General features: G+C 36.4%; 18 protein-coding genes. 9 read left to right on the top strand and 9 right to left on the bottom strand.

The annotated features are described in order from the left end of the window. Nucleotide 1 precedes the first annotated feature (1 nt). The 7 genes from rsfS to ACHABW_RS01905 form a co-directional block, all read right to left on the bottom strand. Nucleotides 2–358 carry a ribosome silencing factor gene (rsfS, locus tag ACHABW_RS01935; protein WP_110936714.1) on the bottom strand — a complete coding sequence of 119 codons (357 nt, stop codon included), beginning with the start codon at nucleotides 356–358 and terminating at the stop codon, nucleotides 2–4. A gap of 98 nt (nucleotides 359–456) precedes the next feature. Next, entirely contained in the window at nucleotides 457–1,017 is a 561-nt protein-coding gene (gene yqeK / locus ACHABW_RS01930; protein WP_435753814.1) for a bis(5'-nucleosyl)-tetraphosphatase (symmetrical) YqeK, read from the bottom strand. Further along, the gene (nadD, locus tag ACHABW_RS01925; RefSeq protein WP_435753813.1) at nucleotides 1,010–1,585 is read right to left on the bottom strand and encodes a nicotinate-nucleotide adenylyltransferase; all 576 of its coding nucleotides are present in this window, start codon (nucleotides 1,583–1,585) and stop codon (nucleotides 1,010–1,012) included. The genes yqeK and nadD overlap by 8 nt, the downstream gene beginning before the upstream one ends. Nucleotides 1,586–1,599: 14 nt before the next feature. Next, a complete protein-coding gene (gene yhbY / locus ACHABW_RS01920) occupies nucleotides 1,600–1,893 on the bottom strand; it encodes a ribosome assembly RNA-binding protein YhbY (RefSeq protein WP_110936717.1) in 294 nt (97 codons plus the stop codon). A gap of 2 nt (nucleotides 1,894–1,895) precedes the next feature. Continuing rightward, on the bottom strand, nucleotides 1,896–2,729 hold the full coding sequence (gene aroE / locus ACHABW_RS01915) for a shikimate dehydrogenase (protein ID WP_435753812.1): 834 nt from the start codon (nucleotides 2,727–2,729) through the stop codon (nucleotides 1,896–1,898). A gap of 32 nt (nucleotides 2,730–2,761) precedes the next feature. After that, nucleotides 2,762–3,871 (bottom strand): ribosome biogenesis GTPase YqeH, encoded by a 1,110-nt coding sequence (gene yqeH, locus ACHABW_RS01910; RefSeq protein WP_435753970.1) that lies wholly within the window; start codon nucleotides 3,869–3,871, stop codon nucleotides 2,762–2,764. Then, on the bottom strand, nucleotides 3,853–4,383 hold the full coding sequence (locus ACHABW_RS01905) for a YqeG family HAD IIIA-type phosphatase (RefSeq protein ID WP_435753811.1): 531 nt from the start codon (nucleotides 4,381–4,383) through the stop codon (nucleotides 3,853–3,855). Before ACHABW_RS01905 ends, yqeH begins: the two co-directional genes overlap by 19 nt. A 393-nt stretch (nucleotides 4,384–4,776) precedes the next feature. On the opposite strand from ACHABW_RS01905, the gene ACHABW_RS01900 reads away from it, so the two are divergent. Beyond that, a complete protein-coding gene (locus ACHABW_RS01900) occupies nucleotides 4,777–4,914 on the top strand; it encodes a sporulation histidine kinase inhibitor Sda (RefSeq protein ID WP_110937681.1) in 138 nt (45 codons plus the stop codon). A 48-nt stretch (nucleotides 4,915–4,962) separates the two neighbouring features. On the opposite strand, the gene ACHABW_RS01895 is transcribed toward ACHABW_RS01900, so the two are convergent. Further along, complete coding sequence (locus tag ACHABW_RS01895) at nucleotides 4,963–5,178, bottom strand: hypothetical protein (RefSeq protein ID WP_435753810.1); 216 nt, start codon at nucleotides 5,176–5,178, stop codon at nucleotides 4,963–4,965. A gap of 578 nt (nucleotides 5,179–5,756) precedes the next feature. Here ACHABW_RS01895 and ACHABW_RS01890 point away from each other — a divergent pair. The 7 genes from ACHABW_RS01890 to mnhG are packed head-to-tail and all read left to right on the top strand — an operon-like array spanning nucleotide 5,757 to nucleotide 11,556. Then, nucleotides 5,757–8,195, top strand: coding sequence for a Na+/H+ antiporter subunit A (locus tag ACHABW_RS01890; RefSeq protein WP_435753809.1), 2,439 nt, complete (start codon nucleotides 5,757–5,759; stop codon nucleotides 8,193–8,195). Beyond that, complete coding sequence (locus tag ACHABW_RS01885; RefSeq protein ID WP_110936721.1) at nucleotides 8,192–8,617, top strand: Na(+)/H(+) antiporter subunit B; 426 nt, start codon at nucleotides 8,192–8,194, stop codon at nucleotides 8,615–8,617. Before ACHABW_RS01890 ends, ACHABW_RS01885 begins: the two co-directional genes overlap by 4 nt. Further along, entirely contained in the window at nucleotides 8,617–8,955 is a 339-nt protein-coding gene (locus ACHABW_RS01880; protein ID WP_110936722.1) for a Na(+)/H(+) antiporter subunit C, read from the top strand. The genes ACHABW_RS01885 and ACHABW_RS01880 overlap by 1 nt, the downstream gene beginning before the upstream one ends. Further along, a complete protein-coding gene (locus tag ACHABW_RS01875) occupies nucleotides 8,948–10,435 on the top strand; it encodes a Na+/H+ antiporter subunit D (RefSeq protein ID WP_435753808.1) in 1,488 nt (495 codons plus the stop codon). Before ACHABW_RS01880 ends, ACHABW_RS01875 begins: the two co-directional genes overlap by 8 nt. 5 nt (nucleotides 10,436–10,440) lie before the next feature. After that, a complete protein-coding gene (locus ACHABW_RS01870) occupies nucleotides 10,441–10,917 on the top strand; it encodes a Na+/H+ antiporter subunit E (protein WP_435753807.1) in 477 nt (158 codons plus the stop codon). Next, the gene (locus ACHABW_RS01865) at nucleotides 10,917–11,198 is read left to right on the top strand and encodes a Na(+)/H(+) antiporter subunit F1 (protein WP_435753806.1); all 282 of its coding nucleotides are present in this window, start codon (nucleotides 10,917–10,919) and stop codon (nucleotides 11,196–11,198) included. Before ACHABW_RS01870 ends, ACHABW_RS01865 begins: the two co-directional genes overlap by 1 nt. Next, the gene (mnhG, locus tag ACHABW_RS01860; RefSeq protein WP_435753805.1) at nucleotides 11,173–11,556 is read left to right on the top strand and encodes a monovalent cation/H(+) antiporter subunit G; all 384 of its coding nucleotides are present in this window, start codon (nucleotides 11,173–11,175) and stop codon (nucleotides 11,554–11,556) included. The genes ACHABW_RS01865 and mnhG overlap by 26 nt, the downstream gene beginning before the upstream one ends. Before the next feature lie 71 nt (nucleotides 11,557–11,627). Here the strand turns inward: mnhG and ACHABW_RS01855 are convergent, their stop codons facing one another. Further along, nucleotides 11,628–12,413 (bottom strand): phosphatidylserine decarboxylase, encoded by a 786-nt coding sequence (locus ACHABW_RS01855; RefSeq protein ID WP_435753804.1) that lies wholly within the window; start codon nucleotides 12,411–12,413, stop codon nucleotides 11,628–11,630. A 287-nt stretch (nucleotides 12,414–12,700) separates the two neighbouring features. Here ACHABW_RS01855 and ACHABW_RS01850 point away from each other — a divergent pair, with 287 nt between their 5' ends. Beyond that, entirely contained in the window at nucleotides 12,701–15,277 is a 2,577-nt protein-coding gene (locus ACHABW_RS01850) for a CBS domain-containing protein (protein ID WP_435753803.1), read from the top strand. Nucleotides 15,278–15,399: the final 122 nt, after the last annotated feature.

Below are 15,399 nucleotides of genomic sequence, written 5' to 3'. Positions count from 1 at the left end.
ACTATCTATTCAGAATTTCTTCTACGTCGATTATACGTGCGTCTCCCCATAACTTTTCGAGGTTATAGTAAGAACGCTCTTCCTTATGAAAGACATGAACGATCACATCATTTAAATCAATTAGGATCCATCTAGCCTTATCAGCTCCTTCTAACCTTTTAAGTTCAAAGCCCGCTGCCACTGCAGATTTTTTTATTTCGTTAGCAATCGCGGCTACTTGTGTTTCTGAATTACCATGGCAAATCACAAAATAATCCGCTATTAGGGAAACTCCTTGCATATCTAATGTAGTTATTTCATGCGCTAGTTTATCATCTGCTGCTCTAACAGCTATATCCAGTTTCTCATTCGAATTCATATATTATTGACAACCTCCATTTTTAATAAAAAAACATATTTTAACATTTTCCTCTTACCAGCTTTAAAATTAATTAAACGAGTTACCTTTACTATAACCTATCTTAAAACAAAATCATTATATGCTGCAAAAGTATCCGGATATATCGGCAACTGTTTATTGCTTAAATATTGAATCGTATTTCCCAGTGCAGTCAGACAAGCCAGATCAAGATTTTCATCGGAAATTTTTCTTACTTCTTCCGCTTGTCGAAACGTTCTGCCTGGTTCTATATAATCCGCCAAAAACACAATTTTTTCTTCCAGTGACATACTTACTTTTCCCGTCGTATGAGATCGAATACATGATAGGATTGTCTCATCCGTGATGAAAAGTTCTTCTTCAATAAATACAGCTCCAACGAATGAGTGAAGTATCTCATCGCCATAGTCTAACATGGCATTGGGAAGTTTATCGCACGTTTGCACTTTACGCCTCATCTCAATAATTGGACGGTGCTTTGCATAATCGTGAAGAATTGCAGCTAATCTGATTTTTTCTAGATTGCCACCATAAATGCCAACTAATCTTGTTGCTTCCTCCGTAACTCGCACAGTATGCTCATAACGTCTAGGTTTCAAGGCCTTTTGAACCGTTTCAAATGCAGTAACCTCATTCATATAAACGATTCTCCTTTATAAATTGGTATACCTCATGTAGAAGCAAAAACTTGTTCTCCTTGTTCGATCTTATACTTTTCCGAATATAACTAGACGATAATTCAACTGTCACTTCCTCTAGTAAAAGCACTTCTTTTGGGACACTAACACGAGGAACTTGAAATCCTGGTCTAACTATAACTATAAATGGCAACATCGCTTGTAATTTTTCGCTTTTATGCCAAGAATGGAAATTTTTCAAGCTGTCTCCACCCATTATGAACGAAAATTGCACATTCGGATAGTCCTCTAGAAGATCTTGAACCGTATCGGCTGTAAATGAAAGACCTTTTCGTTGCATTTCGATGAGGCAAAGTTTATAAGAATCATGCGTGTTAACCATCAGTGTCACTAAATCAATACGTTGCTGCTCCGTGGTTTTGGAAGAGACTTTTTTATGGGGAGGAACATAATTCGGCATCCACCATATCTCATCCAACTCTCCTTTTATTCTTGCTTCCTCGGCCATAATTAGATGCCCGAGATGCGGAGGATCAAATGTTCCACCAAAAATACCTACTTTTTTCATGTTGCTCCTCCCTATTAATTCGGAAGTTCAATCGATTTTTGTTCTTTAGATTCCTTGTAGAAAATCAATGTATTCCCGATAATTTGAACGACTTCCGCTTTCGCTCCACGCCTGATTTCTTCTGCGACAACTTCTTTATCTTCTTCGCAGTTTTGTAAAATACTTACTTTAATGAGTTCCCTTGCTTCTAATGCATCATCTGCCTGTTTAATAAGGTTTTCATTCACTCCGCCTTTTCCAACTTGTAGTATAGGCTTTAAGTGATGAGCCTCTCCTCGTAAAAAGCGTTTTTGTTTTCCAGTTAGCATAATTATCCTCCTAATTCTTTCATAACTACATCTTTCATTATTTCCCGTGGAGCTTCCTGTCCTGTCCAATACTTAAATGATAGTGCACCTTGATTAACAAACATGTCTAAACCGTTAAGAATCTTTGCACCTTTTTTTTCCGCCTCCAGTAAAAATCTTGTCTGGAAAGGAGTATATATAAGATCGCTGACAATTACATTTTTACCTAGCATCTCTAGTGATAAAGGCATGGTATCTATGTCAGGCGTCATTCCAATCGAAGTTGTATTAATTATAATATCAAATTCTGTTAATTTAGCCTGTGCCATTCCAATTGGCATAGCTGCTGAACTTGTGTACTTTCCACAGTCCTTTGCCAGACTTTCCGCTTTAGATAACGTCCGGTTTGTTATAACCAATTCCTTTACACCATAAGAAGCCATCGTTATAGCTATACCTTTTGCTGCACCACCTGCACCTATTATTAATACACGAGAGGAGGCAATCGTTTTTTCTGAAATTGGCTGCAAAGACTGCATATAGCCTTCTCCATCTGTATTATAACCCACAAGCTTACCATCCTCCTGAACAATCGTATTAACAGCTCCTATTTTCTCTGCTAAAGGATCAATCTCATCAAGAAAATTCATAATTTCCACCTTGTGTGGGAGCGTGACATTTAATCCCTTCACTCCCAAGCCTCTCATTCCCTGAACTGCTTGTTCTAGATACTGTTTAGGAACATGAAACGCATGATATGCTGCATCTAAATGACAATATTTAAAAGCTGCTTCTTGCATGACCGGAGATAAACTATGCGAAATTGGATCGCCTATCACACCATATACTTGTTTCATTCTCCATCACTTCCCCTATTAGCTAATTAAAATTAAAATATTGAAGGTCTTACACTTACCGTGACTCCTTTAGGTGCATAAGATTTTACAATACTACCTGAACCACTAACAGTCACCCAGCCCAATCCAGAAAAAACAAGGTCGTATTTCCCCTCTTTTATTTTCCATTCTCTCTCTGTCATTTCAGGAAAAGCAGCTATATTCTCTTTTTTAGGCGGTGTTAATAGTTCCCCTAAATGATTAGAATACAATTCATCAGCTTTTTCCGTTTTAGTACGATGAATATGAAGATCATTGGATACATAAACAACAAACGATTGAGGTTCTCCATTATTAAAGTCCACTCTTGCCAAACCGCCTAAGAATAATGTTTGACCCGAAGTAAGTTGAAATATTTTTGGTTTCACTTCTTTTTTCGGTGTAATTATCTTAAGCTCTTCTTTATCTACAAGGTGAGCCATCTGATGATGATTAATAATTCCAGGTGTATCAAAAAGATTAGAACCGTCGTCTAGAGGAACATCGATCATGTCCAATGTCGTTCCGGGAATGTTTGACGTTGTGATTAACATCTCATCTTCTGCTCCAAACTCCTTTAACAACTTATTAATAAATGTTGATTTTCCAACATTTGTGGAACCAACGATATATACATCTTTTTTACCACGATGTTCATCGATTAAATTTGCAACATCCATCAATGCTTCACCTGTGTGCGCACTCATTAAGTGTACATCTGTAGCCGTCAAACCATATTCTTTTGCTGTCCGTTTCATCCATTGAATGACCTTCTGCCTTTTTACGGATTTAGGAAGCAAGTCCACCTTATTACCAACGAGGAGAACTTTATTTTTCCCTACAAATCGATGTAAACCTGGCAACCAACTTCCATCAAAATCAAATATATCAACAATTTTAACGATAAGGGCTTCTTTTGTTCCAATTTCATTTAGAATTTTTAAGAAGTCGTCATCTTTTAAAGAGACATCTTGAACCTCATTGTAATGTTTTAACCGATAACATCGCTGACATATAATAACATCCCGTTCCATTGCTGAAGATGGTGTGTACCCTAGTCCATCTTTACTCTCCGTTTGAATTTTCACTCCACAACCCGAACAAATTACTTCTTCTCTTCCGATTTCTCCCATTCTATTAACCCCTTCTTTTTCATTGATTGGAAAACTATTCGCTCAATCCGACGATTGAATTTAGTAAAAAAACCATCGTTTTTTGCTACTGGCACGACGAGTATCGTTTGAAACCCACTTCTGTTGCCACCTAAAATATCTGTTAACAGCTGATCACCGATCACAACTGTTTCTTCTCTTTTTACATTCATGAGTTTGCATGCAGTTTTAAACGCACGGCTCAACGGCTTCTTTGCACTGTGTATAAAAGTAATTTTATGAGGGTCCGCAAAATACTTTACTCTCTTTTCATTATTATTAGATACAATCACAACTTGAAACCCTAGTTCTCTTAAATTTTCAAACCAAGCAATTAATTCTTCTGTAGCATCTGGACGATCCCATTCTACTAGGGTATTATCAAGGTCTGTTATTATTGCCTTGATACCTTTTTCTTTGAGTTCGGTAATCGATATATCAAACACAGATTGAACATATTGGTCTGGAATAAATTGTTTTAGCACAAACTTCCCCCATTTCGCGTTCAGAAATTGCATTTTCCTCTATTAGAAAATATTTCATCTCTTTATATTACCTGTAATCGATCATTGATTTCAAATATAACTAGAAATTTTAAAAATAAATTGCAACTATTACAAAAATCTTTCGACAAAATTTTACATTTATGCTTATCTGTGGATAAGTTTTTGCACAGGAACAAAAGAGATGTACCTTTTATTTAGAGTCTTTATAAACAACATATCCACAAAGATATCCACCGATTTTGTGGATAATGTCTAGTTTGAGTACCACTGACATTCGTGGTAATATCAACTAAACTCACTAAGAAACACACTTTCTAAAGAGTGAACGTTTTGAATAAAAGGAGGATAATTTTCATGAGAAGATATGGAGCGATGCAAAATTTGTCCGATGAACTTCTTGTTGAAACATACTATAAAGCTCGAGAATTAAACCTATCTGACGATTTCCTGTACTTAGTACTTAAAGAAATGGAACTGCGTGCTATTTATGATAAGAAAATTGATCTATAGAAAAAAATAGGACAAGTACCAATAACTTAAGCAGCTATTTCTCTTGTCCTATTCCTGACGCCTTGTAATAACCCGGATATATTCCCTGGGTTCAAACTTTATTGGTATTAATCGTTCTTCATCTAATTGAAACCCCTCATACTGATCCTCATTTTCACGATATTTCATCATGTCACTCATTGTATTTATATGAAGAACACCTCCAACAGAAAATATAAAACTAAATATTATCAAAGATATCAATACTTTTCTTTTTAATCTCAACAAGGTCACCTCCCTTTATTATAAGGGTGAGCCTGTTTTTTTTATTTATACAATGAAATAGAAAATTTCTGAGAAGAATACTCTTTAACTAAATTAAAGATGCTATGTAAGAGGATTGGCTTGTTTTTAGGGGAACTTGTTTGGAATAAGTACCGTTTTCTATCCTCCTCAATCTAATCGCTCCGCGGGGGGCGGGTTAGCCTTCGGATCTTTTTTCACAGGAGTCTTGTCGGATTAGCAATGATTGAGGCCCCCGCAAGGACGAGCGTTACTTCAAAAGTATGCATCGAGTTTTATAAACTTTTATAAAAACAAACTGCTTAAAACAACATTTAGTCATAACAAATCGTAATTTAAAAAAAGGTTAAAAAAAAAGTTTTCATTTGTTTTAACTGTGTTTCTACATATTTAACATTATTTATAAAGTCCACGCATGTTAAAGTAATAAAGGATGCAAGGACATTCGATTTATATTATACTTTTATTTGCGCGAAAAAGAGTAATTCCCTGCGACCCATTTAATAAAAGTGGTAAAATGAAAACCCATGAATCAATTGTTCAATAAGGAGGTAAATAACTTGTCAATGCTTCATTTTGTTGCTTTAGCACCTTTTATAGTAGCGATAATCATTCCGTTTCTATACAAAAAATTCCGTCATATACATACAGGCTGGTTTGTTTTGCCAGTCCCTTTACTATTATTTATCTACTTAATTCAATATCTCCCTTTGGGTGGAGAGGCCATGGAAATAGTAGAAAACACTGTTGCATGGGTGCCCTCTTTAGGCATAAACTATACTGTCTATTTAGATGGTTTAAGCCTTTTATTTGCCTTGCTGATCACTGGAATAGGGGCTTTAGTTGTTCTCTACTCCATTTATTACATCGCAAATAAAAGAGACGAACCACTTAACAACTTTTACGTATTTTTGTTAATGTTTATGGGAGCTATGCTAGGAGTAGTCTTATCTGATAACTTAATTGTTCTTTATGTATTTTGGGAGATCACAAGTCTTTCTTCCTCTTTGTTAATTGCCTATTGGTATCATAAAGAGAAATCACGTTATGGGGCCTTAAAGTCTATGTTAATAACTGTTGCAGGTGGATTCGCTATGCTTGCCGGTTTTGCATTGCTTTATGTAATGACTGGAGCTCTCGGCTCTGCAACTTTTAGTATTCGTGAAATCATTTCATACGCGGATGTTTTAAAAGACAGTCCTTTATTTTTACCCGCAATGCTATTAATTTTACTTGGAGCTTTTACAAAATCAGCTCAATTTCCTTTCCATATATGGTTGCCTGACGCTATGGAAGCACCTACGCCTGTTAGTGCTTATTTACACTCTGCAACCATGGTTAAAGCAGGAATTTATTTGGTAGCTCGCTTTACCCCTTTATTTGGCGGGGAGGCTGAGTGGTTCTGGATCGTAACCGGAGTCGGATTATTTACCATGCTATGGGGATCCGTATCCGCAATTAGACAAAAGGATTTAAAAAGTATTCTTGCCTTTTCAACCATCAGTCAGCTAGGTTTAATCATGAGTTTGCTTGGACTTGGGTCTGCAACTTTGTATTTTGATATTCCTAATGCCGGATCGGTCTATTCGGTCGCCATTCTTGCGGCAATATTCCACCTTGTTAACCATGCAACTTTTAAGGGCAGCCTATTTATGGTAGTAGGGATTGTGGACCATGAAACAGGTACACGTGATATTCGTAAACTTGGTGGACTTATGGCTCTAATGCCTATTACATTTACCATTTCACTCATAGGAATCGCTTCAATGGCTGGATTACCTCCTTTTAACGGTTTCTTGAGCAAGGAAATGTTTTTTACCGGCACGCTGCAAAGTATGACGCTTGATATTTTTAACGTTCAAACACTTGGTTTTATTTTCCCGATTGTTGCTTGGATTGCAAGTGTATTTACGTTTATCTACAGCATGATTTTGTTCTTTAAAACATTTACTGGAAAATACCAGCCTGAAAAACTGGATAAAGAGGCTCACGAGGCTCCAATGGGCTTATTAATCCCGCCAATTATCCTAGCTTCTTTAGTTGTAATCTTTGGTTTCTTTCCGAATTTATTGGCCTACACGATCATTGATCCTGCGATGCAATCCATTCTGCCAGGACTCCTCACAGAAGGAGAACAATTTGACGTAAAAATATACCATTGGCATGGACTTAATCCTGAATTGTTTATGACGATAGCTGTTGTTGCTTTCGGTACACTTATTTATTTGAATTTAGACCGCTGGAAAGAAGCTACTTTCTTCATAAGAGAAAGAGATCCACTTAACGCATTTTACGATAACGGATTAGACGGGTTGGTCACGGGATCTCAAAAAGTTACAAAGTTACAAATGACCGGCTTACTAAGAGATTACATTCTTTACATGTTAGTTTTTATTATTGGTATGATCACCTGGACCTTTATAAAATTCAATGCTTTTCAATACGACTTTGCAAATCTGACTGTGGTGCCTCCATATTTATGGATTGTAATACTAGTAATTATTGCGGCATCCATTTCTTTACCATTCATCTCCCATCGGATATCTTCCATCTTAGTCCTTGGTGTGATTGGTTTTCTTGTAGCACTGCTATTTGTGATTTTTAGAGCTCCTGATTTAGCATTGACACAATTACTGATTGAAACAGTAATGGTTGTACTCTTTTTATTAGCTTATATTTATCTACCTGAGCTGAAAAAAATAGATGTGAAACCGAGATTTAATATATTAAATTTAGTCGTTTCTATCGGTATGGGCCTGATTGTTATTGTCACGGGAATAAGCGTCCATGCAATGAGAAATGATCTCGACATCACGTCCATTTCTGAATATTTCATTGAAAACTCAAAAGCTTTAGGTGGCGGCTATAATATGGTCAATGTCATCCTTGTCGATTTCCGTGGTATGGATACATTACTTGAAGTGTTGGTATTATCTATTGCAGCATTAGGTGTTGTAACGATGATTAAATTGAAAATGAAAGGAGGAGAGGATATATGAAGACAAATTACCTCATGCTCCATACCATTACTCGTATCGTTACTTTTATCATCCTTTCCTTCTCGATTTATTTATTTTTTGCAGGACATAATAGTCCAGGTGGAGGATTTATCGGTGGATTAATGATGGCTTCAGGGCTTATTCTTCTCTACTTAAGTTTTGATTTAAAGACTATTAAACGAGTTTTACCATTTGATTATTCAACGCTTATTGCAACGGGATTGTTAATCGCTTTGTTAACTGGCTTCAATGGTTTATTGTTTGGAGATCCTTTTCTTACTCAATATTTCGATTACTTTGAATTACCTATACTAGGTGAGGTTGAATTAACAACCGCTCTTCCTTTTGACCTTGGAGTTTTTATCGTTGTCGTTGCAATCACTCTATTAATAATTTTAACCATTGCAGAGGATGATTCATAATGGAAATATTAATGATCGTCACAGCTGGCATCATCATTTCTGTGAGCACGTATTTATTGCTAACGAGAAGTATATTAAGGGTAGTATTTGGGATTGTCCTCTTGTCACATGGGGTCCATCTATTGATATTAACAATGGCTGGTTTAATGGGAGGGTCTCCGCCTCTTTTAACAGAAGATGCTTCTTCCTATACTGATCCACTTCCTCAAGCATTAATTTTAACTGCTATCGTTATTAGCTTTGGAGTTACTGCATTTGTATTAGTGCTTGGATATCGAACATATAAAGAACACAAAACCGATGATTTAGATCAATTAAGGGGTAATGGCGATGAATAATATTGTTGTATTACTTCCAGTCCTAATACCTTTTGTGGCAGGCGTAATTCTTATATTCTTCAAGAATTTTTCGACGATTCAACGTACAATCAGTGGTCTTGCTGCATTTATACTATTATTCAGTTCTGTTTTCCTCACGTATCACGTTTATCAGGACGGAATATTAACATTGGAGGCTGGAAATTGGTCCGCACCATTCGGTATCATTTTTGTTGCCGACTTGTTTGCTGGATTGATGACTATCCTAAGCGGAATTGTTGGAGTAGCTTGTCTCTTTTTTGCTTATAAAACCATTCATAAGGATAGAGAAAAGTTTTATTTCTATCCGTTTTATTTTTTCTTATTAACCGGGGTTAATGGTGCCTTTTTGACGGGCGATATATTTAACCTGTTTGTCTTTTTTGAAGTTATGCTGATTTCGTCTTACATATTAATTGTAATGGGCGGAACTAAGTACCAGCTTAGAGAATCTTTCAAGTATGTAGTAATTAATATTTTCGCTTCTGCTTTATTTCTAATTGCCCTTGCATTTCTGTATTCGTTAACAGGCACTTTGAATTTTGCACATCTCGCACAACGAATTGCTGAGGCTGAACAAACCGGTGTCTTCAATGTTGTAGCGATTCTATTACTAATCGTATTTGCGATGAAAGCAGCTTTGTTTCCATTGTATTTTTGGTTGCCTAATTCCTATTATGGACCTCCTACAGCAATTGCAGCTATCTTCGGCGGACTTTTAACAAAAGTAGGTGTATATGCGATTTTCCGAGTGTTTACACTCGTATTTATACACAATATTGATTTTACACATTCGGTAATTTTATTTTTGGCTGGAGCTACTATGTTTGTAGGAATATTAGGTGCTGTCGCCAAGTTCGATTTCAGACATATCCTGTCTTACCAAATTATCAGTCATGTTGGGTATATGATTATGGGACTAGCGTTGTTTACGCCATATGCGATAGCGGGTGCCATATTTTATATAGCACATGATATGATTGTCAAAACATCATTATTTCTTTATGCAGGCGTCACACAGAAAATAACAGGAACAACGGATCTAACAAAAATGGGTGGTTTATTAAGAACATATCCCCTGTTAGGCTGGTTATTTTTCATTTCAGCTATAGCACTTGCAGGTATTCCTCCACTAAGTGGATTTTTCGGAAAGTTTGCGATGATCGTAGCCGGTTTAGATCAGGGTCAGTATATTATCGTTTTTATTAGTTTACTTGTAGGATTATTAACGCTGTACTCTATGATCAGAATATTTATCTATGTTTTCTGGGGAGAACCTAAGATAGAGAATGACAAAGAAAATCCTGTAAAAATAATGCCATTACTACTCCCTATTATTCCTTTAGCAGCTTTAACGATTGCAATGGGAGTATTTGCAGAACCGATATTCTCATTCTCTATGGAAATAGCAGAACAGTTACTGGACCCATCACAATACATTGAATCTGTGTTTAAGGAGTAGGTATTATGGCGTTTCAAATTTTACTTAATATGTTGATAGCAGTAATTTGGATGCTATTGAAAAACAATTTCAGCCCCGTTGAATTTATGTTGGGTTATATTGTCGGGTTGGTCCTATTGTTTTTCTTGAGAAGGTTTTTAAAGTTTGATTTTTACTTCCGGCGGATTTATGCCCTTTTCAAACTGATTATTCTCTTTTCGTATAAATTGATAATGTCTAATTACGATGTTATTAAAATCATTCTCAGTCCCAAACTGAACATCGAACCAGGAATTATTGCGGTGCCAACAAAACTTAAAACAGATTGGGAAGTAACCTTGTTGGCAAATCTTATATCGTTAACACCTGGAACGCTTTCGATGTATTTTTCAGAGGATGGAAGAACGATTTTTATACACTCCATTCATGTGCCTGATAAAGAGGCGGCAATCAAAGAAATACACGATTCGTTTGAAAAAGCTATTATGGAGGTGACCAACTAATGCTTTATACCTTCAGCCATATTACATTAGTATTAATGTCGCTTTCAATTGCTATTTGTCTTTACAGAGTTTTTATTGGACCTACAATCGCCGACAGGATAGTAGCCCTAGATACTACAGGTATTAACTTAATAGGGTTTATTGGGATCATCATGATTCTGCAGGATACAGTTGCTTATTCAGAAGCAATCCTGGTTATTGCAATATTAGCCTTTATTGGTACGATTGCATTTTCTAAATTTTTGGAAGGAGGAGTTGTCATTGATCGAAATCATCATTAGCATCCTTCTTCTCATTGGTGGAGGGCTTACCTTCATCGGGTCCATTGGCATTCTTCGTTTTCCAGATGTTTATGGCAGGTTACACGCTGCAACTAAAAGTGCTACTTTAGGTGTTATCAGTATAATGTTCGCAACGTTTTTTTACTTTTGGTTTACACATGATATTTTTGTCGGCAAGCTTCTCTTAACCATTTTATTCGTGTTTCTTACTGCTCCCGTTGCAGCATTTATGGTTTCTAAGGCAGCATATAATACCGGAATTAAAATGTCGGACAAAAATAGTCAAGACGATTTAGCGATAGCAATGAGGGAACATGAGAAGAAAAATAAGCAAGAAAAATCAAATAGTGATGTTTAAAAATACAGAGGGTGCCTCAAAAAGTCATAATTGACCTTGAGACACCCTCTTTGAATATTTTTTCATTGTTTTTACTCTTTCCATCTACCAATTGATTGCCCGTGTTTGATAACAACATCCACTTGCTTGACTTCCTCGTTTATCACGATCGTATCTGGCTCGAATAACAGAACAATACTCGATCCAAATGAAAAATAAGCTACCTCTTCTCCCCTATCAAGTGTTTTTCCTGCATGGGTAGGATGAATACTGTTCACATTCAATGCTCCTACCTTTACCATCGCCATCCGTTTATCCTGATGAGTTAGCTCGGTGATTAATCGATAATTGGAAGCAAGGGGTTCTTTGCCATAAAATTTCCCCATCTCATTCACGGGCTCTGAGTATTTCCCTAGTGCCCATCTTTTGACGACTTTTCCCGAAAAAGGACTATGTATTCGATGATAATCTTTCGGGGATAAATAAAATACAAAGTAATCCCCATGTTCATATCTGTTAATCGCCGACTGAATACCTAACAGAGTTTTAAGTGAATATGCCTTTCCTTTAACATGAAAAGACAAATCCTCCCCTATTTTCCCTGACTCCGTTAAAACTCCATCAACCGGGCTAACAATTTCGTTTTCATTTTCAGGTAATGCACGAACCCCAGTTTTCAGTTCACGGGTGAAAAATTCGCCAAGTGTAGGGTAATCAGTGACTTCCCTTGCGAGTTCTCCAAGATTTACACCGTATACTTTCGCAAATGATGAGACAAATGGTTTACTTAATTTTGTACTTACAAAATCCTTTAATAGCCTTGAATAGACCGGGTTGTTTGTTAATTCCAGCATTAATTTATACATTTCTTTTTTCATAATTAAGACTCCTCTATTTGTGTTCAGCATTTTAATGCTATACTTACCTTTCCTTTATGTTAACAATTTTAACATTTTCCATCCTTGTGATAGGTATTTTCCCGTATAAAAATATAATTTAATATAGTTGTCTTCCATCGGGGAGACTTTTCTAAGAAAAACGCAAAGCGTATTTTATTGAATACAGTGTGTCTTTTACTAATATAAGATTTGGTAGTAAAATTAAGGTAAGAATTTCTTCCTTAGCTTCTCATATTAATATTTACTCTTTTTTGGAGGACAAAAATATGCAAATTATTCTTTCCCATTCTAATTTAGATTTTGACGGTTTAGCTTCGATGATAGCTGCCCAAAAACTATACCCGCAGGCTGAGATAATTTTGCCCTCGAAAATAGGGCCGGAAGTATCTCACTTCCTAGCTATATATAAAGATACATTCCCGTACAAACAAACTCAACAAATTGAATGGAAACATGTTAAAACGGTTATTCTCGTAGACACTAATGATCTTGACCGGACGGGGCAATCTGAGTTATTGCCAACACAAACAGAATTGATTATTTATGATCATCATCCTCGTACGAGTGAGACACCTGAACATAAAGAAACGATTATAGAACATGTTGGTGCTACAGTTACACTATTAATAGAACTACTCATTCAAACTGATGTTCTAATTACACCCTTTGAAGCTACTGTTTTTTCAATGGGTCTGTATACGGATACCGGTTCCTTTTCATATGGGCATACAACTGCAAGAGATTTCAAAGCGGCTGCATGGCTGTTGGAAAATGGCGCGAACCTTCAAGTAGTGGAACAGTTTTCCGATGCTCCATTGAAAGAAACACAACAGATACTTTTTAAAAGCTTATTAAAAAATAGTGAATTCATTTCGATAGATGGCTTGGATATTGCACTTGCTTCATTTCAGCAAAAAAATTATACTGGTCATCTTTCGAAAATTACGCGTAAATTAATCGAGGTAACTGGAGCAGATGCAGTATTTTCTGTCGTGCAGATGGGAGAAAAAACGTTTGTTACGTACCGGGCTGCTTCAGAGAGGATAAATGCGCTGCCTCTCATGCAATCTCTTAACGGAGGTGGGCATAAGAAAGCTGCTTCTGCACTAATCAAAAATCAACCGGTTACATTGATAGTAGAGAGGATTCGAAAAAAACTTCCCTCTCTCGTTTCTCCAGCCTTAATGGCGAAACATATGATGTCGTCCCCAGTGAGAGTCGTTGCTCCTGATACAACCATTGAAACGACTTCTAAAATGTTATATAGATATGGTCATACTGGCTTTCCCGTTGTGGATAACGAAAAGATCCAGGGTATTATTTCGCGAAGAGATGTAGATAAAGCTTTACACCATAAATTGGGACACGCTCCTGTGAAAGGATTTATGAGCCATGAGCCAATCACTATAACGATTCATGACACCATTGACCGTATTCAGGAAATCATGATTGATAAACATGTCGGCCGACTACCGGTATTACATGAGAATACTTTAGTAGGTATTATTTCGAGGTCAAATATCATTCAAGCTATGCACGGTGAAAAAACAGGTAGTACTATGTTGCCATCTAGCTTTCCCCACCCAACAAAACGGCAAGTAACAGAAACAATGAGAAAAAAATTCCCGAGTTCGATTTATCAGTTATTAGTAAGTATAGGCGACCAAGCCGCAAAACTTTCCATGGCACCGTATCTAATCGGTGGAATGGTTCGTGATCTTTTGCTTGATAAAGATAATAAAGACATGGATATTGTTGTGGAAGGTAATGGGATCCAACTTGCCCTTCACTTGCAATCAACTTATGGAGGTTCAGTAAGGCAGCATGAAGAATTTAAAACAGCAACTTGGAAACATCCTTCTGGTTTCCTTATAGATTTAACAAGTGCCAGGACTGAATATTATGATTTTCCGGCGGCACTTCCAAAAGTAGAAATGTCAACCATTAAAGAGGATCTATTTCGACGGGATTTTTCTATTAATGCCATGGCTATATCCCTCAATTACGAAAGTTTTGGTGAGCTGCTGGATTATTTTCACGGATATGAAGATCTTAAATCAGGGAAAATTCGTGTGCTTTATAATTTAAGTTTCGTAGAAGATCCTACCAGAATTTTAAGATCGCTTCGTTTTGAAAGCCGTTTTGATTTTCGTATGGACACTCAAACAGAAAAACTGGCTCACCAATCTGCGAATAATATTCTCTCTGTATCAAAACAAAGATTAGCGAATGAACTATGTCGACTTTTTTACGAAGGAAACGCCTCTCACTGCGTGAATCGACTTTATGAACTAGAACTTCACACCTATTTAGTCACAAATCCAATCAAACATGAGATTGCTGCAAATCGAATACGCGAGCTGGAGGATTACCACAGGGATCTACATCAAAAAGGACTCGCCATTTCTAGGTCTGTCTGGATAGGCTACATGGCGGCATTGACGTATGGAGACTCTAAAGACATACGGGAATTAGAAGACTATTGTTTATCGAAAGAAGATCAAACTGTGTTAAATAAAATCGAGGAGTTAATACACCATCTAAACCAAGACCTTGTGAACGTCCCTATAGCAACATTTCACGAACACTTTTCTACTTATTCATTGGAATCACTTTTAGGTTTTCTAGCATTTATTCACCTAGACGCTAAAAAATCATTTATTGATTATTTAATCAAAAGAGAGAGATTACAACGAAAAATAACGGGAAATGATCTCAAAGAATTGGGATTGACTCCAAGTCCTTTATTTAAAGAATTACTTTATAAGGCGGAAATATTTCAGTTACAATCATCCACTATTACGAAAAGAGAAATTCTCGAGAAACTCACTGGACAGTATTAGTAATGACATTTGAAATCGAGTTTTTAAGACACATTTTTACAGTGGCATTCCAACTATTTGTCTTTTCAAAGGGATTATCCTTGCTATCACTTTTAAGCTCTTTTATAATAGCAATTGAGTCC

This window comes from Salipaludibacillus sp. CF4.18 (genome assembly GCF_051262595.1).
In the GTDB taxonomy this organism is placed as follows: Bacteria; Bacillota; Bacilli; order Bacillales; family Salisediminibacteriaceae; genus Salipaludibacillus; species Salipaludibacillus neizhouensis.
This window is presented reverse-complemented; position numbering and strand designations above follow the sequence as displayed.

Coding starts and splice junctions, on each gene's coding strand:
- rsfS (WP_110936714.1), bottom strand. CDS start 358: ATGAATTCGAATGAGAAACTGGATATAGCTGTTAGAGCAGCAGATGAT.
- yqeK (WP_435753814.1), bottom strand. CDS start 1,017: ATGAATGAGGTTACTGCATTTGAAACGGTTCAAAAGGCCTTGAAACCT.
- nadD (WP_435753813.1), bottom strand. CDS start 1,585: ATGAAAAAAGTAGGTATTTTTGGTGGAACATTTGATCCTCCGCATCTC.
- yhbY (WP_110936717.1), bottom strand. CDS start 1,893: ATGCTAACTGGAAAACAAAAACGCTTTTTACGAGGAGAGGCTCATCAC.
- aroE (WP_435753812.1), bottom strand. CDS start 2,729: ATGAAACAAGTATATGGTGTGATAGGCGATCCAATTTCGCATAGTTTA.
- ACHABW_RS01900 (WP_110937681.1), top strand. CDS start 4,777: ATGCAAAATTTGTCCGATGAACTTCTTGTTGAAACATACTATAAAGCT.
- ACHABW_RS01885 (WP_110936721.1), top strand. CDS start 8,192: ATGAAGACAAATTACCTCATGCTCCATACCATTACTCGTATCGTTACT.
- ACHABW_RS01880 (WP_110936722.1), top strand. CDS start 8,617: ATGGAAATATTAATGATCGTCACAGCTGGCATCATCATTTCTGTGAGC.
- ACHABW_RS01875 (WP_435753808.1), top strand. CDS start 8,948: ATGAATAATATTGTTGTATTACTTCCAGTCCTAATACCTTTTGTGGCA.
- ACHABW_RS01870 (WP_435753807.1), top strand. CDS start 10,441: ATGGCGTTTCAAATTTTACTTAATATGTTGATAGCAGTAATTTGGATG.
- ACHABW_RS01865 (WP_435753806.1), top strand. CDS start 10,917: ATGCTTTATACCTTCAGCCATATTACATTAGTATTAATGTCGCTTTCA.
- ACHABW_RS01855 (WP_435753804.1), bottom strand. CDS start 12,413: ATGAAAAAAGAAATGTATAAATTAATGCTGGAATTAACAAACAACCCG.
- ACHABW_RS01850 (WP_435753803.1), top strand. CDS start 12,701: ATGCAAATTATTCTTTCCCATTCTAATTTAGATTTTGACGGTTTAGCT.